At 42.5% G+C, this 23586-nt stretch carries 23 protein-coding genes and 1 other RNA gene; 15 read left to right on the top strand and 9 right to left on the bottom strand.

Annotated features, from left to right (window positions below; all coding sequences use genetic code 11):
* Window positions 1-58: 58 nt before the first annotated feature.
* Complete coding sequence (locus tag SNR28_RS20665) at window positions 59-520, top strand: Lrp/AsnC family transcriptional regulator (RefSeq protein ID WP_375750549.1); 462 nt, start codon at window positions 59-61, stop codon at window positions 518-520.
* Between the two features lie 16 nt (window positions 521-536).
* Here the strand turns inward: SNR28_RS20665 and tesB are convergent, their stop codons facing one another.
* A complete protein-coding gene (tesB, locus tag SNR28_RS20660; RefSeq protein ID WP_375750547.1) occupies window positions 537-1397 on the bottom strand; it encodes an acyl-CoA thioesterase II in 861 nt (286 codons plus the stop codon).
* Window positions 1398-1526: 129 nt separating this feature from the next.
* Here tesB and SNR28_RS20655 point away from each other — a divergent pair, with 129 nt between their 5' ends.
* Window positions 1527-1976, top strand: coding sequence for a YbaY family lipoprotein (locus tag SNR28_RS20655; RefSeq protein ID WP_375750546.1), 450 nt, complete (start codon window positions 1527-1529; stop codon window positions 1974-1976).
* Between the two features lie 78 nt (window positions 1977-2054).
* Here the strand turns inward: SNR28_RS20655 and SNR28_RS20650 are convergent, their stop codons facing one another.
* Window positions 2055-2357 (bottom strand): MGMT family protein, encoded by a 303-nt coding sequence (locus SNR28_RS20650; RefSeq protein WP_375750544.1) that lies wholly within the window; start codon window positions 2355-2357, stop codon window positions 2055-2057.
* Between the two features lie 232 nt (window positions 2358-2589).
* On the opposite strand from SNR28_RS20650, the gene SNR28_RS20645 reads away from it, so the two are divergent.
* Window positions 2590-3321, top strand: a complete 732-nt coding sequence (locus SNR28_RS20645; protein WP_375750543.1) for a hypothetical protein — start codon at window positions 2590-2592, stop codon at window positions 3319-3321.
* Between the two features lie 49 nt (window positions 3322-3370).
* Here SNR28_RS20645 and SNR28_RS20640 read toward each other — a convergent pair whose 3' ends face one another.
* Window positions 3371-3733 (bottom strand): group 1 truncated hemoglobin, encoded by a 363-nt coding sequence (locus SNR28_RS20640; protein WP_375750541.1) that lies wholly within the window; start codon window positions 3731-3733, stop codon window positions 3371-3373.
* A gap of 26 nt (window positions 3734-3759) precedes the next feature.
* Window positions 3760-4299, bottom strand: a complete 540-nt coding sequence (locus tag SNR28_RS20635; RefSeq protein ID WP_375750540.1) for a hypothetical protein — start codon at window positions 4297-4299, stop codon at window positions 3760-3762.
* Between the two features lie 141 nt (window positions 4300-4440).
* On the opposite strand from SNR28_RS20635, the gene SNR28_RS20630 reads away from it, so the two are divergent.
* The 4 genes from SNR28_RS20630 (at window position 4441) to SNR28_RS20615 (ending at window position 9744) form a co-directional block, all read left to right on the top strand.
* Complete coding sequence (locus tag SNR28_RS20630; protein ID WP_375750539.1) at window positions 4441-6357, top strand: winged helix-turn-helix domain-containing protein; 1917 nt, start codon at window positions 4441-4443, stop codon at window positions 6355-6357.
* Between the two features lie 180 nt (window positions 6358-6537).
* Window positions 6538-6634: signal recognition particle sRNA small type (gene ffs / locus SNR28_RS20625), an RNA gene on the top strand.
* Between the two features lie 346 nt (window positions 6635-6980).
* On the top strand, window positions 6981-7997 hold the full coding sequence (locus SNR28_RS20620; RefSeq protein ID WP_375750538.1) for an IS110 family transposase: 1017 nt from the start codon (window positions 6981-6983) through the stop codon (window positions 7995-7997).
* A gap of 625 nt (window positions 7998-8622) precedes the next feature.
* Entirely contained in the window at window positions 8623-9744 is a 1122-nt protein-coding gene (locus SNR28_RS20615) for a GGDEF domain-containing protein (RefSeq protein ID WP_375750537.1), read from the top strand.
* A 283-nt stretch (window positions 9745-10027) separates the two neighbouring features.
* Here the strand turns inward: SNR28_RS20615 and SNR28_RS20610 are convergent, their stop codons facing one another.
* A complete protein-coding gene (locus SNR28_RS20610) occupies window positions 10028-11344 on the bottom strand; it encodes an anaerobic sulfatase maturase (protein ID WP_375750536.1) in 1317 nt (438 codons plus the stop codon).
* 153 nt (window positions 11345-11497) lie between these two features.
* Between SNR28_RS20610 and SNR28_RS20605 the strand changes: the two genes are divergently transcribed.
* The 3 genes from SNR28_RS20605 to SNR28_RS20595 all read left to right on the top strand — a co-directional run bounded on the left by SNR28_RS20605 (window position 11498) and on the right by SNR28_RS20595 (window position 14605).
* The gene (locus SNR28_RS20605) at window positions 11498-12370 is read left to right on the top strand and encodes a LysR family transcriptional regulator (RefSeq protein WP_375750535.1); all 873 of its coding nucleotides are present in this window, start codon (window positions 11498-11500) and stop codon (window positions 12368-12370) included.
* Between the two features lie 200 nt (window positions 12371-12570).
* Window positions 12571-14043, top strand: coding sequence for a sulfatase-like hydrolase/transferase (locus tag SNR28_RS20600; RefSeq protein ID WP_375750534.1), 1473 nt, complete (start codon window positions 12571-12573; stop codon window positions 14041-14043).
* Between the two features lie 91 nt (window positions 14044-14134).
* On the top strand, window positions 14135-14605 hold the full coding sequence (locus SNR28_RS20595; RefSeq protein ID WP_375750533.1) for a GNAT family N-acetyltransferase: 471 nt from the start codon (window positions 14135-14137) through the stop codon (window positions 14603-14605).
* 125 nt (window positions 14606-14730) lie between these two features.
* Here the strand turns inward: SNR28_RS20595 and SNR28_RS20590 are convergent, their stop codons facing one another.
* Entirely contained in the window at window positions 14731-15498 is a 768-nt protein-coding gene (locus tag SNR28_RS20590) for a hypothetical protein (RefSeq protein WP_375750532.1), read from the bottom strand.
* A gap of 985 nt (window positions 15499-16483) precedes the next feature.
* On the opposite strand from SNR28_RS20590, the gene SNR28_RS20585 reads away from it, so the two are divergent.
* Window positions 16484-17497 carry an alpha/beta hydrolase gene (locus tag SNR28_RS20585; protein ID WP_375750531.1) on the top strand — a complete coding sequence of 338 codons (1014 nt, stop codon included), beginning with the start codon at window positions 16484-16486 and terminating at the stop codon, window positions 17495-17497.
* Between the two features lie 18 nt (window positions 17498-17515).
* Complete coding sequence (locus SNR28_RS20580) at window positions 17516-17998, top strand: DUF2255 family protein (RefSeq protein WP_375750529.1); 483 nt, start codon at window positions 17516-17518, stop codon at window positions 17996-17998.
* A gap of 160 nt (window positions 17999-18158) precedes the next feature.
* On the opposite strand, the gene SNR28_RS20575 is transcribed toward SNR28_RS20580, so the two are convergent.
* A complete protein-coding gene (locus SNR28_RS20575) occupies window positions 18159-18830 on the bottom strand; it encodes a type 1 glutamine amidotransferase domain-containing protein (protein WP_375750528.1) in 672 nt (223 codons plus the stop codon).
* Window positions 18831-18940: 110 nt separating this feature from the next.
* Between SNR28_RS20575 and SNR28_RS20570 the strand changes: the two genes are divergently transcribed.
* The gene (locus SNR28_RS20570) at window positions 18941-19819 is read left to right on the top strand and encodes a LysR family transcriptional regulator (protein WP_375750527.1); all 879 of its coding nucleotides are present in this window, start codon (window positions 18941-18943) and stop codon (window positions 19817-19819) included.
* Window positions 19820-19876: 57 nt separating this feature from the next.
* On the opposite strand, the gene SNR28_RS20565 is transcribed toward SNR28_RS20570, so the two are convergent.
* Together SNR28_RS20565 and SNR28_RS20560 are read right to left on the bottom strand one after the other, a co-directional pair.
* Window positions 19877-20803 (bottom strand): alpha/beta hydrolase, encoded by a 927-nt coding sequence (locus SNR28_RS20565; RefSeq protein WP_375750526.1) that lies wholly within the window; start codon window positions 20801-20803, stop codon window positions 19877-19879.
* Window positions 20804-21162: 359 nt separating this feature from the next.
* Complete coding sequence (locus tag SNR28_RS20560; protein ID WP_375750525.1) at window positions 21163-22518, bottom strand: patatin-like phospholipase family protein; 1356 nt, start codon at window positions 22516-22518, stop codon at window positions 21163-21165.
* A gap of 180 nt (window positions 22519-22698) precedes the next feature.
* On the opposite strand from SNR28_RS20560, the gene SNR28_RS20555 reads away from it, so the two are divergent.
* Together SNR28_RS20555 and SNR28_RS20550 are read left to right on the top strand one after the other, a co-directional pair.
* Complete coding sequence (locus tag SNR28_RS20555; protein ID WP_375750524.1) at window positions 22699-23121, top strand: DUF3859 domain-containing protein; 423 nt, start codon at window positions 22699-22701, stop codon at window positions 23119-23121.
* Window positions 23122-23166: 45 nt separating this feature from the next.
* Window positions 23167-23577, top strand: coding sequence for a PPC domain-containing DNA-binding protein (locus tag SNR28_RS20550; protein WP_375750522.1), 411 nt, complete (start codon window positions 23167-23169; stop codon window positions 23575-23577).
* Window positions 23578-23586: the final 9 nt, after the last annotated feature.

Below are 23586 nucleotides of genomic sequence, written 5' to 3'. Positions count from 1 at the left end.
GGTAAAATGCGCGATTATTTTCTCTAAATGTCGCACGCCATAAAAGGATAATATCGCTATGAAGCTTGATAAAACCGACAAACAGTTGCTTTCTATGTTGCAGGAAGATGGGACAATTTCCCTCAATGAACTGGCAGAAGCGGTGAACCTGACGACAACACCGTGTTGGAAAAGGCTTAAGCGTCTTGAAGAAAGTGGCATTATTCGTAAGAGAGTCGCACTTTTGAACCCTGAGTTATTGGGTTTGTCATTTACCTCATTTGTGATGATCAAAACACGTGACCATTCCCATGAATGGTATAGCCGGTTTGTTGATACGGTGACACCATTCCCTGAGGTGATGGAGTTTTATCGTATGGCAGGAGATTATGACTACATGATGAAAGTGCAGGTGACAGATATGAAGCACTTTGACGAGTTCTATAAAAAACTCGTCAACAGCGTAGATGGCATTTCTGATGTGACATCTACGTTTGCCATGGAGCCGCTGAAATACACAACGGCATTACCATTAGACTAGTGGTTGACTGGTAGTCTTACTCGGTAAACCTCATAACACCTTCCTGAATAGCAGAAGCTACCAGGTTGCCTTCTTTATCGAAAATCTCACCACGAACAAGCCCTCGACTGTTGCTGGCAGTAGGGCTTTCAATGACATAAAGCAGCCACTCATCCATCTTAAATGGACGATGGAACCACATTGAGTGATCGATGGTTGCCACCTGGAACTTTGGCGTCATTAAGGTAACTTTGTGCGGGTGTAAAGCTGTTACCAGAAAGCCCCAGTCTGAAGCATATGCCATCAGGTACTGGTGAATGAGTTGATTGTCTGGTACCTGCCCATTTGCTTTTATCCAAAGATACTGCTTAGGCTCTGTTTTTACGGGCTTAAGCGGATTGACGACATTGACAGGTCGAACTTCAATCGGCTTATCGCCGCAAAAGATCTCTTTTATTTTGTCTGGCAGAAAGTCGGCAATTTGCTCAGCAAGTTCTGACTCTGATGCAAAGTTTTCTGGTTCTGCGATTTCAGGCATGGTGTTTTGATGCTCAAAACCGGGAGTTGCGCCGTGGTAAGACGCGGTTAGGTAGAAAATAGGTCGCCCATTTTGAATTGCTTTGACTCTTCGAGTACTTAAACTTCTGCCATCACGAAGTTTTTCTACATCATAAATGATTGGTTTTTCGGGGTTTCCCGGATAGAGGAAATAGCTGTGAAAAGAGTGAACGGTTCTATCATTGTCCACGGTATAGCGAGCTGCTGATAGTGCCTGACCTAGTACCTGACCGCCATATACCTGAGGCAAGCCAAGATGTTCGCTCTGGCCTCTGAAAAGCCCTTTTTCTAGTTGTTCTAGTTTTAGTAGCTCTAGCAACTCGTTCAATACTCTGCTCATTAGACCTCCGTCAAATCTTTGTTAATTAAATACTCTGTTAAGGATTTAATTACAATAGCTTCTTATAATGTTTTAGCACTTGCTTGTATTCATAGAGCAAATTCAAATCATAGTATAAAGAGAGGCAATATGAAAAAGGCGTTAGTTTTGTTCTTATCAGCGCTGTTGGGTGTCACCTTAGTTGGTTGTGAGTCTACAAAACATCAGGAACCAGAAAGTCAGACAGCTGCTAAAAAAGAGGCGGTGATGGAATCTGTGAAAGGTATGATCACCTATCGCGAGCGTATTGCTCTGCCACACGATGCTGTCGTAACCATAGCTCTGGAAGACGTGTCTCTGATGGATGCCCCGGCAAAGGTGATTGCCAAGCAAACATTTACCACTGAAGGTGCTCAGGTACCGTTTGATTTTGAACTCAGCTACGATGCCAATGAAATTAATGAGCATCACAGATACAGTGTTCGTGCATCAATTGTTGTGGATGGAAAACTTAGATTTATAACCGACACTTCTAATCCAGTCATTACGGACTCAGCACAAACCAAAGAAGTGAACCTGATGATGGTAGGCGTTCGATAATCATCGTTTTTGTAGTTCATTTCTGAATCACTATTTGCAGAGACAACTTTTAGTGCTGTCTCTGCTTCTGATTACTTTTTACTCCACCCAACGATAAAGTCTAAGGCTTACTTTTCCTTTTGCATTAACACCAATACCTTCTGATTCCAGTAGCGTTTTTTGGCGAATGAAAGAATCTCCGGTAAGTGATATCTCACCTTTGCTATTGATAACCCGGTGCCAGGGAAGCTTAGAACCTTCTGGTAAGTTTCCTAGCGCCTTGCCAACGTGTCTCGCGTATCCGGGGTAGCCGGCGCGCTTGGCAATTTCGCCATAAGTCGTCACTTTTCCGAAAGGAATCTGGTAGATAACCGCATATATCTGAGGTAAAAAATTATCCATAACATCATATATTCATTTTTGATTTCACTAGTATATTTAGTGGATGGTAGTTAACGCAATGAGTGAAATAAGAGTTGAGCAGCTTGAGCCGATAAATTTCAATTTAGGGAGCTTTGTCTGAATATCAGTAAAATTTGACAACAAGTGAGGCAAAATCCTACTTATCTTCAATAACTGGCATATTATTAATATATAGGTATTTCCCGGAAATAAGTTTTGACGGAGGTATTTAATGGTAATGTCAGTTATCCGGTTCTTAACGATCTTAGCTCTTACAGTTGTTTGTACATACTCACTAAATATGGCGCAAGGCGAAGTTCCGATGATCGCTTTGTTGATTCCAGCTTTGTGGATTTACCCTCAAAGTGGAATTAATGGCGTCTTGCTTCTCATCGCAATGAGCATATACGGCCTGACATTATCTCATCAACCCTTAGCTCTCTCTATTAGTTCCTGGATTTTGTTCCCAATGTTGCTGGTGGCATTTGAACCCAAGAGTAACAATTTCGTTCGTGGCGTACTTGGCTTGTGTGTTCTGGCTATGTACTCCGGAATTGTTATGGCTCAGGGTAACGGCAGTTTAGGGGGAAGTACCAGCGCCACACTGATTCAACTTCTTTCCGTTGCGCTGATATGGTATGTCACCTTTAACTGGCATTCTTCAAAAGCACATAGCTGGGGCTCGCTTCTGTTTATTCTTCCAATGTGGATAGCAGGGTTAGAACAGGCCGCGCTTATTGCGCTTTCAGTGACTGGTATTATTTCGGTTTCTGAGTCGTTAAAAAACCTTGAAGAGCTTGATTGGGGGAAACTTCTTTGCTGGGCACTCCCGACCGTTGGTTTCTCTGCACTGTTGTTGTTCCCAGATGTGGAGATGCCGAGTCAGGTTTTAATCGCCTGGATCTTTATGTTTGGAACTGCATGGATGACGGACTATTTTTTGAATATGGAGTCCCTAGATTAGCGACTAAAGGTGTTTAAGGTGGAGGATAGTGCCTCCACCTATGGAGCACTTAAACTAAGATGACTTCTGAACGCATACTATAGAGCACAAACAGTACTTCTTCTTGCTCTCTCTGACCGATATTGTTTTTTTGCATGGCGGCCAAAGCATCATCCAGAACAGCAATAAATTCAACAGCAGAAATGTTCATTCCTTTGTGGACTGTACGCATATCGGGGCCAGTGTACAGATTTGGTCCTCCAGTACCGGTAATAAAAAATTCGGATACTGTTTTCTTGAGTCTGGTGGTATCTGAGTTTGCAAATCGAGTCGCGACAACTGGGTTATCCAGATGCAGGTCTACAATATCACTGGATATCTGTGTGATGGTTTCGGAACCACCAAGTCTTTCATATAGAGAGTCACTCATCATTTCATCCTCTGTTGTATAGAGTGAATTTACTTGTTGCCGATCGGAACCATAATGTGCGCATACGGTGTGCCTTTCCACATCACATATGGTCCACCATTGAATGGATCATCACTTATCCCTTCCAATAGTTCATGCGGGACAATAATCATCAAATGTGGCCCTTCTTTAACCCAAACATCACCATTATTCGGGTCTGTTGCTGCCGGGTTCGAATTACTGACATAAGCATCGCCTTGCATCATGTAAGAGATACCTAATTTATCGGCTTTAAATGGTTTTCCTTCTGCAGCAGCCTGAAGAAGTTCAACCCAGACAGAATCGTTACACATGGGATGCTTATCTCCCGGAATGACTGGTATTCCCGGTACGCAGTGCCAATGTGAGTTGCCTTTTCTCAAGACGTTCCCGTCAGTATCGATAATGGTCGCTTTAGAGCTCAGATCGGAATGAGCCGCACTTTCAGCTCTGTGTATTTCTTCTTCTCCAGCCACTCCGTGCTCGGTATATGAAAATAATCCAACAGCGCATAGAGCGGTGATTATTACAGGTGTTCGTATTAGAGACATATGTCCTCCGCATACTTGTTATTACATTAGTAAAGTTAGTCTCTATTGATAGTTTTATTGATGAGAATTTAATGAGATTTCAATGTGAGAATGATGAGCTCTACTATTATGAGTATCAGGTAGGGACTCTGGAAACAGCGTGTGGATTCGATCATCGATATCACCAGAAAAGTAGAGCTCGATTTTCTTGAACAACAATTGATTGCTCAAGAAGCGGATATCGTCGCTTTGTATGGCATTGCGGGTATTGGAAAAAGTTCTCTGATAAATCGATTTGTGAAGTTACACCAACAAAAATGTATCAAGATAGATTGTCAGTTGGTTGAACCGACTCCTAAAGCGTTTTGCGAAGAGCTGCAAGTGCTACTCAAAAGTGATGACAGTAACTTAGGCAGCATACGTTCTGGGTTTGAGTCTGGATCTATACTGGTATTGGATCAGTTTGAATCAATTAACCTCATTGAGTCTTGGTTACGAAGAGTATTTATCCCTGAAATGAGAGGGTGTGTGAGGTATCTGTTCTCGGGTCGACTACATCCAGATCATCAGTGGGTAATAAATCCACCGTTAGAGATGAACTACCGCTGCTTTAAGTTGAACAGTCTGAGCTTTCAGGCATCGGTGGATTACCTTAAGTTGCAAAAACATACTCAGGCTGTCGCGATGGGAATTAATCAATTTGCTAATGGTCATCCGTTGGCTCTGAAGTTGGCAAGCCATGCTATTCATGAGCAACCAGAACGTAGCCTGGCTGAAACGCCACCTAATGATGTGATTCTGACTCTGGTTAATTACTTTCTTGAAGATGTTCAAAGTCCGGATCTACGGAGAGCGCTTGAAGCAACCTCAATAGTGAGGCGGATAAGTGAATCTCTTTTATCATCCATGCTTAACATAGGCCAGTCAGAGGCTTCAAATCTCTATGAACAACTTGCCGAAATTGATTTTATCGAGCTGCGACAAGACGGTTTATCTCTGCATGACGTGCTTAAAAATGTATTGTCTTCCAACCTGAAAGCGAGAGCCCCTGATCGGTATTGCGAATATCGTCATCGGGCGAGTGAAGTGTTGTTGAATGAGATGAAAAGTGTTACGTCTAGCCAGTTATGGCGCTATACCTCAGACATCCTCTATCTGGTAGACAATAACGTGATCAGAAATGCATTTTTCCCGCCAGATGATTTCAGAGAGTATAGTGTCGAGCCAGCAAATGAAGAGAACCAAGAAGCTATATTGGATATCGTTCAGCAGCATGAGCCAGCATCTTGTGTTGATATCTATCATCGTTGGTGGGAAAGACATAGTAATGTGTTTCATGTTGTGAAAGACAACAGCGACTTGGTGCAAGGGTTCTATTGTCTGATTAACCCTGATGCCGTTTCTTCCCGCTTATTGGCTCAGGACCCGATGACCGATTTGTGGAATAAGCACAGTCTCGACTGTCAAAGTAAACCAAACAGTAGAATTTTCATTCGTCGATGGATGTCTTTCAATGAAGGTGAAAGCCTTAGCGGGATACAAGCGAGTTGCTGGCTTGATATAAAGCGTATTTACCTTGAAATGAGGCCAGAGCTGAGATACGTGTATCTCACATTGACGGACCTGCAACCTTATGCTGCTGTTGCTTCAGAACTTGGTTTTCAGGTTATTGAACAGGATATCGATATTGACGGTCGCAAATACTACTCTGCTGTTCTTGATATGGGAGAAGGTTCGGTAGATGGTTGGATCTCCAAACGTTTGTTGAATGAAGTGAGTCGAGATACGGAGAATGTTTCTTCACCCGATTGGTTTGATAAAGAGGCCAGACAACTGTGCATTAGTGAGCAGCGTGTTGATCTAACTCCGTTAGAATTTGGCACTCTAGATTGGTTGATTCAGCGAAAGGGAGGCGCTGTGACGCGCAAGGAGTTGTTAAGACAGGTTTGGGGTATTCAATATGAAGGCTCAAGCAATGTTGTCGATACCATCATATTGTCTCTTCGAAAAAAGCTAAAAGAGAAGTCAAAACTGGTTCAGTCTGTACGAGGAACAGGTTACAGATACTCAGAGGATTGAGCGTATCGACTAAGAGGAGACCTGTGATTCTTTTTTAGACCTACCCAACCAGAGCAAATATTAAGCATTTAAACCCTAATCTAAAGAATCGGGAGCTGAATAGCTTGCATTGATGTTTTGGATGACAGATAATCCTTCGCACTCACTGGCCGAAGGCCTTTGAAACAGAATCTATGGAGGCTCTGGTCCTCTCGCAACAATACTCCGTTTAATTGGTCAGGTCCGGAAGGAAGCAGCCAGGGTGGACGACTTGTGTGCCGGGATGTGGCTGGGGCTTCCACCCATTAGAAAAGCCGCTTTTATTAGCGGCTTTTTGCTATCTGATACCTTTCAAATCAAAGAATTAACTCTAAAAATAGTGTGTTCTTTTCGTTTGGTACTAAACAACGGTACTAAAAATGCTTTATTTGACTCTTAAGTATTACGGAAAGTAGCTGTTTCGATATCAGCCATGCACTTTTGAATGTTAACTTGCATCCTAGATCTACGACGCAGCTTTATTGTATGCAAAAACTCATGCGAGACATGTAAAACAAGATAAGCGCTTAAAATGCTAATTAGATGGTACGCCCCTTCATTCCACTACACTCGATAGTATTGAGGAAAGGGAAAAGGTGACCATCATGCTCAACACACACATTATCGGCATCGACTTAGCAAAACATGTTTTTCATCTTGTCGGCCACGATTTTTCGGGCCGGGAGACTTTTCGCAAAAAACTATCCAGACAGAAAACACTTCAGCTACTTTCAGTTCATGAACCAGTCATCGTAGCAATGGAGTCATGCGGTGGGTGCCATTGGTTTGCTCGAAAATGTCAGGAATATGGTCATCACGTTAAACTGCTCCCTGCACAATATGTAAAGCCTTACGTCAAAACGAACAAAAACGACTTCATTGATGCTGATGCAATAGCAGAAGCAGCTATGCGACCTAAGATGAGGTTTGTTTCGCCAAAGAGTGAGCAAGCACAGGTAGCTATAGCAATCCGTAGGATTCGGTCTGGTTATATTAAAGAACGAACTGCTTGTATGAATCGAATAGGCTCTATGCTTCTTGAATTTGGTATCAGCTTTCCCCGTGGCCATCATTACATGAAAGGGCTTTTTCAGTGGTTGGCAGATAAAAAAGAGCCTGTACCACCACTATTGATTATGGAATTAAGACAGCAACTAGATTATTACAATCTCTTAAACCAATGGATAAAAGAGCAAGAGAAGAAACTTGAACAGCTTAACGAAGGGAATGAACTCATGGGTTTATTGCAGAGTGTTCCAGGCATAGGACCTATGACGGCTTCTTGCTGCTTGTCGGCGGTAAGTGATCCACAAGACTTTTCAAATGGAAGAAACTTTGCTGCGTGGGTTGGTTTAGTACCTTATCAGTATTCAACAGGGGGTAAGCCTCGAATGCTTGGTATATCAAAGCGTGGAAACAAAGAACTGCGAGAGCTGTTCATTCACGCGGCGAGGTCAATTCTATGGCGAGATTCCTCGGTAGAGCGGTACTTTGGCCCTTGGTTAACTGAAATGAAACGCAGGAAACCGTTTAATGTAGCTGTTGTGGCACAGGCTAATAAATTGGCCCGAATATCATGGTCAGTTATGGCAACACGAAAACCGTTTGAAGTAAGAATTTAAACCAAGTTTGCAAATGATAATGAAAGATGACAAGACGGTCAGACCACCAGATTGAAGACCTGAGGGGCAAAACAGCAACTTAAGTAGTGCTTTCACGCTTATGAGGACAATCTGGCGCGGATCTCATCGTAGAGCGGGACTAATGAATAAAAGTCCATATAGACTCTGAATACATTGGCGCAAACCAGCTCAGTTATTTTAAGTTATCTACTTGCAAAACTGGGGCGTACCATACATTTTGCCCCATTCCATGTCGGCGAGATTTTAGACCGATAAATCCTGTCAAAATTTGCCCTAGATTTTCTAAATGCCTGGCGAGGAGAAGGTCATGCTCACTATTGGATAATTTCGTTCATCCGTCAACTACGCTGCCTTGTTCACTCTATGTCGACTTATTGCATAACAAGTTAGTGACTTTGTTCGAAACGGCTATTGCTTTATAGTTCATCAAAGCAAATATCCTGAAATAGTTTATAATTCAATTAATAGCAAGAATATCAGGATTCAATTGGCGCATTTCTTCAGTGTCCCCTATCAAAGATGGTTAAAGACCTTTTTAGATTCTGGCTTGATAATGATTTCGAGATTTTGAACCTGTACCTTTTAGTCGATAGAGTATAGCTGTATGAGTTCTGGCCTAGCCTATTTCTTTACCTCTCTCTTTGTGGCCCTAACAATGGCTACTGTGGCTTTTCTGCTACCTGAAAAGAGAAATGACAGACGTTCTCGGCTTGCTTTTCGTGTCTATTTTGTCAGTTCGGTGTCATTTTACGTTTCAATTATTTCATTCATTACTTTTGAGTATGTATTGTTCGAAACTTTGGGTGATGTGGCGCTTGCTGTAGGACAAGCTGCATTAGTGGTGGGTATTGCTTGGCATTGCCAGTTAGTTCCAAAGAAAAACTATATTTTTGGAGCGGCAATTGTTTATTTTTTGATAGATCAGATTTCGCAAGAGTACAGCATCCTAGCTGGATATATCTACTCACTTGTGACCCATGCAGCTTCATCGTGGCTATTGGTCAAGAAAAAGGAGTTAAATCTAGGCGACTACGGCATGCTCGCCACACTATCTACTTGGTCGTTGTTTCAAATAGTGACTATCACTTCACTTATTGGGAGTTTTGATTTTGCCGATTTTGATATCGATATTACTACTAGCGTATTTGTTGTTGCTCCCGCATTCATTGCCGCATTAGGAATATTTTTAATAACTAGCAACTTGCTTGATACGTGTCTACAGCTAGAGATTGAGGCAACAACAGACCCATTAACAGGTAAGTTTAATCGGCGTGCTTTTAGTGAATTTGCTTTGAAAGAGATTAGCACGTACAGGAGAACAAATTCCTCACTTAGCATGGTCATTATGGACATAGACTTCTTTAAGAAAATCAATGATAAGTATGGTCATGACATCGGAGACCTAGTGATAAAAAAAACTGCTGACACTGTAGCAGAAGTAATTCGAGAAGAAGATATCTTAGCCAGATTCGGTGGGGAAGAGTTCGTTATACTGCTACCACGAACTGACCTTAAAGATGCGGCTAATGTTGCAGAGAGAATGCGGCAAAACATAGAAAATATAGAGCTAGATACAGAAAAAGGCAGAGTCACATTGACTGCAAGTTTTGGTGTCGCGAATTTCGATATAAACCATGATTTAGATGATACATTAAGACGAGCAGATCAATCCCTTTACAAAGCCAAATCTGAAGGTAGAAATCAGGTCGTTTCAAGTGGTTCGTAAAGCTAACTAAATACGTTTTCAGTTCAAATTAGCATAAAAATGCAGGTAAATATCTCTGGGTTAAAGAATTGTTCATGCGTGGAAATCAGAGATTCCTTTCACTGCTCCGCTAATAGCAGCGATGAGAAAAATATGGTGATTTCAGTGGCACTATTCGCTAGCTACTATTTTAGTAAGATACTTTAATGCTCAGCATGAAACTTTTTTAATCTCCTACACTTTTGTGAAAGGGAACTAAAGTTTCATAATATGTACTCATGTAAAAATATCATCATTACATCAATCACATGCAACACCTTTTGTATTTTTTACCACTGCCGCACTGGCAAGCGTCATTTCTTCCGGTTGTTAGGTTACGACGAGATGCGAGTACGCTTTGGTGTAAAAGCATCATAACCTGGCTCGGAGCGATTCCCTTTAGCAGAAGGTCCTTCATGACATTCATATAGGGAGTGACATGTTGAAAAAACAGTATGTACCCTTCACAGAAGTAGTTATGTTGAGGCTGCCCTTGGCTTGAACTGATAAAGCGATGCTTTGGGCAACCACCATTGCAGGCAGATCGATATATGCAGCTTTTGCATTGCTCAGTGAGTTGATCTCTTTTAACCATTCCAAATTGGATAGCTTTCTCACTATTGTTCATCTCAAGAATGGTTTGCTGATGAATGTTGCCTAGCTTGAACTCTGGATATACGTAATGATCGCAGCTGTACATATCGCCATTCGACTCAAGGGCGAAGTTGTGACCACAAGTCGGAGATAGAACGCATAACCCGGGGGCTTCTCCACACCATGCTGAGAAAGTACTTTCAAACATGTTGACGAACACTCTGCCAACATCGCGTTTTACCCAGATATCAAATACACCTTTTAAAAATTCGCCATATTGCTTAGCGGACACAGACCAATCGGTGACGCGATATCCCATATCGAGCTCAGGGTGAATTAAAGTTAACCCTTCCTTGGTCACTTCATTTCCGCGTTGCTCAACCAAAGGAATAAACTGAATGTGCTTAACTCCCGATGAAACTAAGTACTCATATACCGCTTCCGGATGCTTAGCGTTTTCTGCATTAACTACGGTAAGAACATTGAACTCAACCTTATGCTTCTGTAGAAGTTGCAAAGCACGGTTCACTTTGTTGTGAGTTGGCTTGCCTGAACGGCTTAATCGATATTTATCATGACATCCAGCCGGGCCGTCGACTGATAACCCAACTAGAAAATTGTGTTTTTTGAAAAAATTGCACCAATCTTCATTGATTAAAATGCCATTTGTCTGAAATGTATTGTGTATCGTGAGGTGAGAACCGTAATGTTGTTGCAGTTCAATCGCTTTTCGATAGAACTCAATGCCAAGTAGTGTCGGTTCGCCTCCTTGCCATGAGAACGTCACCTCACCGTTGAACTGAGCATTTATTTGCTGCTTTATGTATGCCTTAAGTGTCTCTTCGGACATCTTCCAGTTTGCTTTTCGCTCTGGGTAAAGGTTCTCTTTTTCAAGGTAAAAGCAATACTCACAGTCAAGATTGCAAACACTACTCGAAGGTTTTGCCATCACACGGCAGCTATTGATGGTAGGGGTGATTTTCGACATGACTTCTCCAGTACTAAACCGCTGCCCTGCAATAGTGATGATCCTTTAGATTAGTGCATAGGGTAGAGCCTTAAACTTTCCTTGAGGGAAAGTTAATCTTGAGCGAAGATTAAGTTAAAGTCGTTAAGGTAATCGGTTTTCGAGGGTTTAATCATGATCGATCTCAACTTGTTAAGAGCGCTAATTGCTATTAGTGAAAGACGAAACTTAAAGCTGGCTGGTGTGAAATTAGGGCTCTCAGAAAGTGCTGTGAGTAAACAGCTAGGCAAGCTTAGAGAAGCATTCTCTGACCCACTCTTTGAAAGAACGTCTGCTGGGTTACAGCCAACAGCATTCACTTTGGCAATCTTACCCTCTGTTATTAAATCTATTCGTACGCTGGATAGTCTCGTTCAACCGTCTACGTTTGACCCATCAACCTATGACAAACCAGTTCGTATCGCTATGCCTCCTTTCTTTATCGAGGTATTGGGGCTAAAGCTATATAACCGACTCGCCACAGACTTACCCAATGCACCAATACAGCTCGAGCTTTGGGAAGAAAACACCCCCAAGCAACTTATTGATAATGAGCTAGATATTGCGATTAACCTTTGGAATGATGAGCGCCCCGTCGATATCTATCAGAAAACAATCCTAGATGATCAGTTGGTTGTCTGCATAGCAAGTTCTCATCATGAGAATGTCACATGGGATGAGGTAAAAGCCTGGCCATTTGTGCGCCTGAAAAGCCATGGCTGGAGTGACTATCGCAAGCAGTATATTGAGTACATACAAGGCTCAGGCATACAGCATGACTATCAATATGAAACTGAGGTAGCCTCATTTGCACTATCCCTAATGCAAACAAACCGAATAGCGAATGTTTTACCTAAGCGAATGTTGGGTAACGATTATAAGTACATTCCTGCACCAAGCAGTGTAGAGATGGATGTGAAGTTTGCTGTGAGCGCAAGCCTTGCGAAGCGAGCGAGCTTATTGAACCTTTATCTCATCGAACTCGTCAAGACAGTATTCAACGAGTAACTTTCCCAACTCGAAAGTCCCTCTTTCCTCAGGTTCATTTCGACCTTGATAGATTCAACCTGTAGCAGCACAGACACCCTCTATCAATTTCTAGCGTTAGATTTGATATGTCGGCTTTGATTTGGAATTTCAAAGCTGAGTTCTGGTTGTAGCAAGCAGGAAGGTCTTTATATAACCAAGCTCTATCTCAAAGGTTCATAATGAATAACTTTACTATCACTGGCACAGGGTTAAAACTCAGTGTCCTGGCAACCGTTTTAACGACGTCGGCTTCGTTTGGTGTTAAAGCGGCGACCTCTTCAGCCTCTATCAATGCCCCTCAATCTCAACCAAACATCGTTTATGTAAATATCGATAACTTAGGTTTTGGCGATCTAAGCAGTTACGATGGCGGTTTAACACGTGGGGCCATGACACCAAATATCGATCAGATTGGTGAGAATGGTGTGAAACTATGGAACTTTGCGCCAGAGTCCCAGTGCACACCATCACGTTCTGCACTAATGACAGGCCGATACTCTATTCGTTCTGGCAACCACACGGTGGCACTTGCCGGCAGTGACGGCGGGCTAGTGCAGTGGGAAAAGACGATGGGTGAGCTCCTCTCTGATGCTGGATATGCTACGTCGATTCAGGGTAAATGGCACATTGGAGCATCTGAAGGACGTTACCCAACCGATCATGGTTTCGATGAATGGTATGGTCCAAAACACTCGTATGAAGAAGCTTTTTGGGCGGATGATCCCTGGTATGACCCAGAGCGTGATCCAGTCTCGTACATGTATGAGTCAGTCAAAGGACAAAAAGAGCCAACGCGCCTAAACCAGTTAACCGTTGATGTGAAAGTTGATCTGGACCTAGAGTTTCTGGAGCGCAGCCAACGCTTTATGACTCAAGCGGTAGAAGATGAAAAACCCTTCTTCTTATACTTCAACCATACTCTCATGCATATGCCAGTGATCCCTCGTGATGAGTTTAAAGGTAAATCTGGCCGTGGAGACAATGCAGACGCATTGTTACAACTTGACCATGATGTAGAAAAGCTGGTTCAGATGGTTGAAGATCTGGGGCAAACCGATAAAACCATCATTATCTTCGCAGGTGAAAATGGCCCTGAATACATGGAGCCATGGCGCGGTGATGCTGGCCGCTTTACCGGATCTTATTTCTCTGGTTCTGAAGGTAATCTGAGAACGCCGTTCTTAATGCAGTATCCAGGAGTGGTTCCTGCCGGGTTAGAAAGTAATGAAATCGTTCATATCGTGGATATTTTCCCAACCCTACTAAAATGGGCGGGTGCAGAAGTCCCTACGGATCGAATCATAGATGGCATTGATCAGCGTGAGTTCTTTGAAGGCCGTTCAGAGAAGTCGTTCCGCGAGGGATTCCCATACTGGATGGGAGAAACCATTTACGGTGTTAAATGGCAAAACTTTAAAGTTGCATTTGTTAAACAGATGAACATGCACGAAGCACCGCAGCGGCTCGCGACACCACACGTCATTAATCTGGATGTAGACCCAAAAGAAGAGAAGGCTTACAACTACCCTCACATCCACTCATGGGTGATGGCGCACGTTGCCAAGATCTTGACCGACTTCCAAAAATCAGCTCAGGAAGAACCATTTATTCCTCTAGGTGCGCCAGTCGATTACGTACCAACGAGAGAATAGTGTTTTAGCTACCTTGCCACTTATAGCAATCCCCGCATTTTCATTTGCGGGGATCTTTTTGTTGTCTGCAGTCAACGAGTAGAAAGATTCAATGCTCAAAAATCAATACGAAAACCGATCAATGCCCCTGACTTATCGAGCCGCAACCGAAAGCGATTTTGATTTCTTGTATCAATTAAAAGTCTCCACGATGAGAAGCGCGATTGAACAAACATTCGGCTGGGATGAGTCACTTCAACATAAGATCCACATGCAAGAATGGAAGGAGGCCAGGCCGATGATTGTCGAACGGCACATGAGACCAATTGGGTGCTATCTGTTTGAAAAGCACCATGACCACTTCTACTTTGGCAGGTTTTATATCCAAAAGAAATCACAGGGACAGGGAATAGGTCATCAGGTGCTACGTGAACGACTCCAACAAGCGGACAATGAGGGATTGCCCGTTAAGCTATTACATTTGAAGAGTGAGACCATTGGTAGATTCTATGAAAATTTGGGCTTTAATATCAGTCATGAGGACGAACACTTTACCTATAGAGCTAGATCCCCCTATGACTGAGGTATAGATTGCTAATTAATACGCTGCTGTTAACCTAGCGCTCTTCATTACGATACCTGATAAGTACAATAAAACCCGCATTAGCGGGCTTTAATTTACTTACGATTAGAACACACAACGAGTCACTAGATTTGGTAGTTAAACTCGATACGGTGTTCACCATCTCTGAAACTGGTGTATTCAGACCAGTTACTAAAATAACGAACATTAAATCTGGGATTAATCTGGTATGACGCGGCAACTTCATGTGCAAAGATGGATGAGTGACCACTAAAGCCCTGAGCCTTATAGGTATCAGAACCTGAAATCGTGCTCATCCACATTGGGTTATAGTTAAGCCAGATTTTATCAGTCACTGTAAATTTGGTGTACGCACCGACAACGCTGAATGTACCAGGAACAGTATATCCGCTGATGACTTCACCATTGTCTCCTTCAACATTGTTTCCAAAAGCCGCACCTAATCCTGCAAGTGGGTATAGCTGCAAAGCGCCCAATGCTGGCAAAGCTTGAATTACGCTATAAGACAGGCTACCTGCTTCATTATCAAAGTTATAATTAACATCCAGCTGACCACCTAAGCCGTTAGTCAGATCAACGTTAAAGCGACGAAAACGCAGATAATCGATACTGTCTGTTGCTCGTTCTCTAAAACCTAAGGTATCCCCCATGGCACCTTTGATTTCGAACACATTCATACCCATGGTGGTTTCGACACCTGTATCGAATGTTTGACCAATCTTCAAGTTAATACCTAGGTCGGTGATCCCCGCTCCAACCTGAGTGTAAACTGCGAGCGGATCAGACATATCTTGAATCTCCTGACTTTCATCAGCAAAACTGCAGAAGCTAATAGCACCAAGAATAGATGCGCTGATAATTGCTTGTTTCATCGTTAGTCTCTTTCATCTTATGGACACGGACTTAGTAGCAATAATGTGTTTGATTCGAACTCCCCATTCGATATTAGTGCAGTTTCTCCTTTCCTAAGTCTCCAGAGAAAGAGTGTAAAAGAGCCGGGTTGAATTGAGGGAAGGCAGTGATTGCGCTAAAGGAAAGATATATTCTCACGTTTTTTAGCTCCATCTCGGTGAGAACCACGTCGATATACAAGGTTGAAACAAAAAGCTTCATTCTTCAACTTGTAGCTGCAGGCCGAGGAGTCGCTGTATTGCCTGACTAGATGGTTGAAGAGATTGGCGGTTACCAGCAAATTGACTATATTAAAGGATTTATTTCAGCTGGAAAAAGGATAGAAAAGTAAATGACATCATTCGGTATTTATTAACTCAAAAATATCGTTGGGAAATAGTACTAACATGGAAGTAAAAATGCGTTATTCTTTTCATTGCATATCTTTTTCTGAGCGAATCACTCTTTTGTTCTGCATAATTATGCCCACCAAAAGCTGGACTAGAACTGTAAAAAAGTGAAGCATTTTGTCCATTTTCGTTGACGTGCGGTATCTCAGGAAAGGGCGTAGTACTGCATTTTACAGTACTAAAACTTATCCTAAGGGTAGAAACAAGCCTGTGGTCGTGACTCGAAAATGTCCAAAAATGTTTTAGAAAGCGATGTTTTGCAGTGTGATGTTTTAAAGATGCAAGGGGGGATTAATTGCACTGATATGATAGTTAGAGTGCCCATACCTCTGTTAATGTAAGTTGCTTACAGGTCACTGACCATTTTTCTGGTTACTCAAAGTATTTTTATCCTCTAAAGCTCTTGAGTTAAAAAGCAGTATCGTAAATTTGTATCCAAATTACGCAGATTTGTGCAGTGATTCACCCAAGTGTGTTTTTTATTATGTGTCTGTCAAAGCGAAACGAGAGTGAGCTTTGACAGTAACCAAATAGAACAGCTTTTGAGGTGTATGTAATGAACACAAACTGTGCACAGAAAATAGAAAACCTTTCTCCAGGTGAGAACAAAGTTAGCTTTATATCGAGGACCATGGGAGGAGACTTAACTCTGGCAGGATTGTTGTTTGTTCCTGAAGGCTTTGATCCATCTAAAACCTATCCAACCATTGTGCTGACAGGTGCATTCAACCAAGTAAAGGAGCAAACTTGTGCGGTCTATGGACGCAAGTTTGCTAAGCAAGGGTACATTGCATTGAGCTTTGATCACCAAGGGTACGGTGAAAGTGAAGGTCAGATCCGAAATTATGAATATGCACCCTCTAAGATTGAAGGTATTCATGACGCGGTTAGCTTTTTGAGTATGCAAAGCTTTGTTGACCGTGAGCGTCTGTTTGGCGTCGGCATCTGTGCTGGTGGTTCCCACATGGCTTATGCCGCGCTTACTGACAAGCGTCTTAAGAAAATCTCACTCGTCGCAGGTATGTTGGTCAACACCATGGTGCATTTTACGGCCAATGGTAAAAAGAAAGCCGAGGCGATGTTTGAAAAAGCGAATGTGGTTCGTCAAGAATTCTACGAATCCGGTAAAGCTATCCCGTTTGATGCTCTGGGCATGGACGATGGCACAGCTAAAAACTCCAAGATAGAAGACCAACGCCAAGGTTACGATTATTACATGACAGCGCGCGCAGGAGCGGAGACTTATCCGACCTACACACATAAAACACCTGAGTTTTTTGTGGAAGACAATGCAAGACACAGTGCGCGTGCGATAGCTCGTTTTCTCACTACACCGACGGTAACCATCTACGGTTCAAAAGCCACGACTAAAGTATTCTCATGGTTGTTCCATTGGGCGAAAAAAGGCCCGAAAAAGCGCGTATCCATTAAAGGGGCTGGCCATGTTGATTTGTACGATAAAGATCAATATGTCGACCAGGTGATAGACGCAACCATCGCTTACTTTAAATTAAGCGGTCGTTACGTTTTCTGTATTGTGAATGGCTCGTCAGGGCCATTTCCTTGGTAACTTATTGAGATACTTCCTATGAAAAACCTGAATATCCTTAACCTGATGGTTGAAACACCGAAGTTGGTCGTTACACAAGCAGTTAAACCAATACGAGTCGCTATGCGTAAGCCTAAACCGCACCCGACCACTCAAAGACTCATGGCCAAGCTTGTTGAGGAATCATTTGTACATGAAGTGCGGGCTGGTTTTACTCATCGCTTTATCACGATTCTGTTTGTCACTGTCGGTAGCCGGGTTTTTTGTCGTCGATACACATATAGCGAACCATCCTGGCATAGCGCTTTTCTACTTGGTTCACCACAGGGGCAAATTAAGCTAGATAAAACTATCGTGAATATCGAAGCTCGGGCTCCGGAAGATATGGGCGACATTCTTCATGACGTCGACAAGGCTTATCAGAAAAAGCTTAAGCAACTAGGGGCCAGCTTTTTACTTGCCGGGGCAACCGAGCCTCGCGCACACGCCAGTACTATTGAACTTTTTCTCTCAGAAACTTAGTAGCAATACGCAGTTGGTATAGCGCTCAAGTGAAGAGCACGGGCGCTGCCTTTTTCGGCGGTCATACTTAACTCCCCTGACCGCCTTCTTTTTAGCAAACCCTTTTTAGAAAACAATATAATATAAGCACTTAGCTTATTCCGCGGATTGCTTCTTCTGTTTATGACAACAAAGTAACGAGCGCTTTGCCAACACCATGGGCACTTGTAGGGTTCTGACCTGTAACTACCCTGTCATCAACAATAACCAGCTCTTGCCAAGGTTGTACTTTGTTAAAACGAGCTGCCTTTCTTGCCAGTGATTCTTCTAATAGGAAAGGAATGTCATTAATTGTTCCAAAGTCGATCTCTTCCTCACGTGTAAATCCCGTCACTGACTTAGAAGCAAGTAAACTTTCACCGCTACTTAATGTAATTGGAAGTAATGCTGCTGGACCGTGACATACGGCCGCTATAACACCACCTTCTTCATAATGCTTTGCCGCTAACTTAGCGAAGCTCGCGTTTGCTGCAAGGTCAGATAGAAGTCCAAAACCTCCTGGATAGAATACCGCGTCATACTCATCAATATTAATTTGAGACACAGGAATAGTGTTCTTGATGCGATTTTGAAAGTCATCGCCAGTTAGCACCGTGTTGTTAACCTCATCACCTTCTATATCAGTACCATAAAGCGGTGCTTTTCCACCTTCAATTGAGGCGATTTCATAGTCAAACCCCGCTTCTTTGATCTCATGGATTACATGCGTGATCTCTGGAGAGTAAGTGCCGTTTGCCTGATCAGTTTCGCCCAATGTTGCGTGGTTTGTTACAGGGATTAGGATCTTTTTCATCGTGGTTTCCTTGAATGTTTGACTTCGAAAAAGATACTAATTCAAAACTATATAGCTGATAATACGGTAAATTGGTAAAACATTATTGCTAATTAGCAAAGATGGGATTTATGAACAGTTTCGATGGGATCATTGAGTTTGTGGCTGTGGCAGAAAGTCATGGTTTTTCTGCTGCGTCTAAACAGTTGGGATGCAGTACCAGTCACGTTAGCCGTCAGGTGTCCAGATTAGAAGAACGATTAGGTGTGGCCTTGTTAGCCCGCTCAACCCGGCTGGTAAACTTAACAGATGCTGGTCAGCTCTACTATCAACAGTGCAGAGAGTTGGTGGCTGGGCTGCAACAAGCAAACGAGGGGCTGAGTACTCAACAAGTTACTCTAAGCGGCACATTACGTGTCAGTGCGGCTGGTGCATTCGCCGAAGAACATGTCGCTCCCGCTTTAATGGCGTTTGCGAAATTGTATCCCGAACTTACCATAGAGATGGATTTTAACTCTCGTATGGTTAACTTTATAGAAGATGGTATCGACTTTGCTATTCGTTACGGAGCGTTAAAAGATTCGGGGTTGGTCGCAAGAAAGCTTGTTGATCGGCCTATGGCAGCCGTAGCCAGCCTGGATTACTTAACGCGTTGTGGTGAACCGACCCACCCAAGCCAACTTAAACAACATAGCTGTATTGTTGCCAATAATGATCACTGGCTCTTCGAAAACGGTGGAAATTCTATCAGCACTCGTGTCCACGGTCGTTGGAGAAGTAATAATTCAAATGCTGTTGTCTCAGCGTGCGAACAAGGGTTGGGAATCGCTTATATGCCCAGAAGTAGTCTGGCGAAAGGTTTAGACTCTGGTTCTCTTATTCCGATATTGCAAGAGTTCTGGGGCAAAGGTAGCAGTAGTTGGATCGTATATCAGAATCAACGATTTTTGCCATTGCGTGCACGGTTAGCAATAGACTATTTGGTTAACCATTTTTCTGATTGGAATTAAGTATTAAGAAGAGTTTTGACTCCTTAAAATCAAAACTCTTAGGTTCGTTATAAAAGATTACTTATTGAAGAACTCTGCGGCTGCATCAGTTGCGACTTTTACCACATCTGGCTTGTAATAGAAATCGACATGACTAAATTCTTCTAACGCGAGTTCTTCATTTTTATTTGTCAGCTTCTCAATAAATGCCGTTGAGCAAACAGCGGTCATTGCAGTTTTACTGTAGATAACTAAAGATGGCTGCACAATTTTATCTGCATAGTGCTCACAAATAGAGAAGAGAGATTGCATCGGCTGATCCCCAATATGCGTATTGGAGAAGTTCTTAACCGCTTTCGGACCTCTGAATCCATCTCTTCCATAATAGCTATACGTTTCTTCAGCCATCTCTGGGTAATCTGCTGCGCCAACAAATTCTTCTTTTGATTGCTCATCGTTCAGGCCGAAAGGCGTGACATAATCAGGCTCACCTGTCTCATACATTTTTTGCGCAGATGCGTTAGCTGCAGCAATTACTTGGTGCGCCATTTCTTTATTTGTCCATTGGAAAGCGTCTGCTGCCATCATTCCTGAAACCATAGCAATTTTCTTAATTCTATGGTCAGTGACAGCTGCTGAAGCAATAATTGACCCACCCTGACATACCCCTAATCCGTATATTTCTTCTACAAAAGGAAGTGTTCCCAGGTATGAAACGGCATCCCAAGTATTCTCGATCAATCTAAACATGTATCTGGATTTTTTGAACTCACCTGGTAGCGCTGGAGAATCTCCCATTCCCAGATAATCAAACCCCAAGAACACGAATCCTCTTTTTGCCATTTCAGGTCCATAAGTTGCTGGAATTTGCTCCTTTACTTGAGGAAATGGACTAGCACTAACAATAGCTTTGTATTTTTTGTTTTCATCAAAATCATTTGGAAGATATAAGTCACCAACTAAATCTACGCCAAATGATTTAAAAGTTATTCTTTGCGTATTCATACGTTACCTCTTTGATAGGGTGTCCACTTGGACTGTTATTCTTGCGGTGTAAATTATGTTGATTCCAAGAGGGTAGCGGGGCAGATACTCAGGATCTCGCAAGCCCAACGCCTTGTTGAAATCCGAGATGTTTGAGTAGTGGATTGTATCCATGACTGATTCACCCTTTTTTATGGAAAACGATACTTAACTGTTCGTTGGTTCGGGGAAATATTAGTCAGAAAAAGGTGGGTAGTCAGTGCACAAATCTACGTAAATTGGATACAAAAATACGTGTTAACTGGCACCGACTTTTGGGTTAATAGATTCAAGTTAAAAGCTGTCCGGCTTTCTAAAAAAACAAGGAATAGCTTTATGTTTTAGTGAATTTCTTTTTTTGGATGAAACTCAGCTTGTTCAGATATGTTGCTTAAAAACCTTATGTAGTCCGGGTGGTTTTGCAATTGAGAGCTTCCTTCTTTAATCAGCGCATCCACTTGTTCTTTCTCTAAGGAAAAGCTGGTTGGGATATCGTTTAAGAAGCGGTGTTTATCTTCGTTATCAATGGCAAGTTCTGAAAGGTTAATGTTGATGAGATACGTCTCTACACTTGCGCCCATCATCTTTGACGTCATGGCTGTGTAGTCTTCTCGCCATTTTTCAATTAGCCCGTATGTCGTTGCATTGAATCGATGAAGCTGTACGTCTGTCATAGCTGAAATTGTTTCTGAAATCCCAGGTGGAACGGGTGAGCTTTCAAGATCGGTTTCTGGCTTAGCAGAAGCGTCGATGGAAATAATCACATAATGAGGAAGGATCTGTTCTTTTGTCTGTTCTAAGAACTCCATGCGTCCATTACCTAAGTCAGCGATATCATAAAGTGATAGTAGTCCTAGGTTGTCTGTAATTCCGCCGTCTACTAAATGAATATATCTGCGCTTGTCTTTTTTTCCGTAGCTGGACAATCCTTTTAGCGTATCGCGTGTGATTGGAGGTAGCGCGTCTAAATCACGCATCAGGAAACTATCATCAATCTCACAAGTATCGTAGTTTTTTAGTACAACAGGACTGAATAATACCGGAACAGCAGAGGACGCAGTAACAGCGTTAGCGACGGGATAATCTAGTAGGTCAGAGCATACGAAGTCAAAATACTCCTGAAGGAATGAAAAGCGGACACCATTGCCAAGATCGGAGGCGTTCAAGATGATCAGTGGACTGCCTTCTCGCTGAAAATCTGCAAAGGTAGCATCTCCGAATAGTTGTTTCTGATAATAACCGATGGCTTTTTCAGTTAACCCTTGATTCGAAAACCATGACAACGGATTAAAAAAACGGGTTGTTAAATCTCCTCCGACATCATGGTAAAGAAATCTCTCTTCATAGTCTGAAAAGATACGATCACCATACAAACCGTAGTATGCGGCTGTGAAACTTCCTCCTGATACAGCACTCATAACGTCCACTTCGTTGAGTAAATTGCTTTGCTGTAACAAAGGGTGAGCTTGCTTTTGTAAAGCTTGTAATACCCCGTATGACAATGCTGCTGCTCTTGTTCCTCCGCCAGACATAGCAATCACAATGGTGTATTTGCCATCGTTTAGCATCTTCACAGAGTTCTCAAACGAGTAGGCTTTCTTACCCATTGAGTCACTGATAGGAACATTATCCACTGAGCTATTATCGCTACATCCGATAACGATAAACACAGTGAGCGCGAGCAGTAGTATTCGCATTTGTTATTTCCATATATCTATTTATTGAACTGGTGAATACTTGCACCTTAACAATAAAAAGGCAAATCAGTATCAGCGCAAATAAGATACTGCCTGACATAGCGTTTACACATTTCAGCTTGTTGCTCAGTAGTGTTACACTGCCGCGTCTAATTATTTCCAAATAGAACATAAAACACCATGGCCAAACGCTCTCCCATTATTGAAATTACTTCTTATGGCATATTTTCTACCTGGGATGCCAAGTCTAAACAACTGCCCAAGGTTCAGGAGTTCACCACTCAGGTACCTGCGGAGATAGATATTGAGTTTGGTTTTATTGTTAATATCAAAAAAGCGAAAGGGAAGAAGATTCGCTACTGTATCTATCACCCCAATATCACATCTCCCGATGGAGAAGTGTTAGATCCTTTTGATGGTGAAGAACATGTCGGAAACAATGACTGGGACTTCTATCTTGGGGATACAATCTGGGAGCCAATCGATAACAAAGTAGGGAAGTGGCGAATGACGGTTGAGCTAGATAACCGAATCATCGCGGACAAGACTTTTGATGTTTATGCCAGAGATGAAGGCGAGTTTTGGAAACGTCGTGGCTTTTAAAAACGATTCGTCTACTCAATGCTGTACTTTACGCGGAATTAATCAATGATATCTCCCATTGTAATTAGGTTAACCCGAGGTTCGGATTTAAAAAGAGCAATCGCACAACTTGTGGCTGAACATGATATCAAGGCTGGTAGTATTGCTTCGTGTGTTGGCTGTTTGTCTTCTGTAAACCTTCGCTTAGCGGGAGCACAAAAAACATTGCTACTGGAAGAACCATTAGAGATCGTATCTGTAATGGGGACTTTAACGCCAGAACATCAGCATATTCACGTTTCGGTATCAGACAGTGATGGTGTTGTGGTTGGCGGGCACTTACTAGAAGGGAGTATTGTCGATACGACTGCTGAACTGATTGTTCATATCTATCTATCCCTTCGATTCTCTCGTAGTTTTGATAGCACAACAGGTTATACAGAGTTGACCGTGAACTCTCAAGATAACTCTGTATAAACGGGAGTG

Origin of the sequence: Vibrio iocasae (assembly GCF_042245395.1) — a bacterium.
In the GTDB taxonomy this organism is placed as follows: domain Bacteria; phylum Pseudomonadota; class Gammaproteobacteria; order Enterobacterales; family Vibrionaceae; genus Vibrio; species Vibrio iocasae.
The sequence above is the reverse complement of the archived record's forward strand: the minus strand, read 5'-3'. Positions and strand labels throughout refer to the sequence as shown.

Bases quoted from the DNA above. Each gene is read 5' to 3' on its own strand.
- SNR28_RS20665 (WP_375750549.1), top strand. From the start codon at position 59: ATGAAGCTTGATAAAACCGACAAACAGTTGCTTTCTATGTTGCAGGAA.
- tesB (WP_375750547.1), bottom strand. From the start codon at position 1,397: ATGAGCAGAGTATTGAACGAGTTGCTAGAGCTACTAAAACTAGAACAA.
- SNR28_RS20655 (WP_375750546.1), top strand. From the start codon at position 1,527: ATGAAAAAGGCGTTAGTTTTGTTCTTATCAGCGCTGTTGGGTGTCACC.
- SNR28_RS20650 (WP_375750544.1), bottom strand. From the start codon at position 2,357: ATGGATAATTTTTTACCTCAGATATATGCGGTTATCTACCAGATTCCT.
- SNR28_RS20645 (WP_375750543.1), top strand. From the start codon at position 2,590: ATGGTAATGTCAGTTATCCGGTTCTTAACGATCTTAGCTCTTACAGTT.
- SNR28_RS20640 (WP_375750541.1), bottom strand. From the start codon at position 3,733: ATGATGAGTGACTCTCTATATGAAAGACTTGGTGGTTCCGAAACCATC.
- SNR28_RS20635 (WP_375750540.1), bottom strand. From the start codon at position 4,299: ATGTCTCTAATACGAACACCTGTAATAATCACCGCTCTATGCGCTGTT.
- SNR28_RS20620 (WP_375750538.1), top strand. From the start codon at position 6,981: ATGCTCAACACACACATTATCGGCATCGACTTAGCAAAACATGTTTTT.
- SNR28_RS20615 (WP_375750537.1), top strand. From the start codon at position 8,623: ATGAGTTCTGGCCTAGCCTATTTCTTTACCTCTCTCTTTGTGGCCCTA.
- SNR28_RS20610 (WP_375750536.1), bottom strand. From the start codon at position 11,344: ATGTCGAAAATCACCCCTACCATCAATAGCTGCCGTGTGATGGCAAAA.
- SNR28_RS20605 (WP_375750535.1), top strand. From the start codon at position 11,498: ATGATCGATCTCAACTTGTTAAGAGCGCTAATTGCTATTAGTGAAAGA.
- SNR28_RS20600 (WP_375750534.1), top strand. From the start codon at position 12,571: ATGAATAACTTTACTATCACTGGCACAGGGTTAAAACTCAGTGTCCTG.
- SNR28_RS20595 (WP_375750533.1), top strand. From the start codon at position 14,135: ATGCTCAAAAATCAATACGAAAACCGATCAATGCCCCTGACTTATCGA.
- SNR28_RS20590 (WP_375750532.1), bottom strand. From the start codon at position 15,498: ATGAAACAAGCAATTATCAGCGCATCTATTCTTGGTGCTATTAGCTTC.
- SNR28_RS20585 (WP_375750531.1), top strand. From the start codon at position 16,484: ATGAACACAAACTGTGCACAGAAAATAGAAAACCTTTCTCCAGGTGAG.
- SNR28_RS20580 (WP_375750529.1), top strand. From the start codon at position 17,516: ATGAAAAACCTGAATATCCTTAACCTGATGGTTGAAACACCGAAGTTG.
- SNR28_RS20575 (WP_375750528.1), bottom strand. From the start codon at position 18,830: ATGAAAAAGATCCTAATCCCTGTAACAAACCACGCAACATTGGGCGAA.
- SNR28_RS20570 (WP_375750527.1), top strand. From the start codon at position 18,941: ATGAACAGTTTCGATGGGATCATTGAGTTTGTGGCTGTGGCAGAAAGT.
- SNR28_RS20565 (WP_375750526.1), bottom strand. From the start codon at position 20,803: ATGAATACGCAAAGAATAACTTTTAAATCATTTGGCGTAGATTTAGTT.
- SNR28_RS20560 (WP_375750525.1), bottom strand. From the start codon at position 22,518: ATGCGAATACTACTGCTCGCGCTCACTGTGTTTATCGTTATCGGATGT.
- SNR28_RS20555 (WP_375750524.1), top strand. From the start codon at position 22,699: ATGGCCAAACGCTCTCCCATTATTGAAATTACTTCTTATGGCATATTT.
- SNR28_RS20550 (WP_375750522.1), top strand. From the start codon at position 23,167: ATGATATCTCCCATTGTAATTAGGTTAACCCGAGGTTCGGATTTAAAA.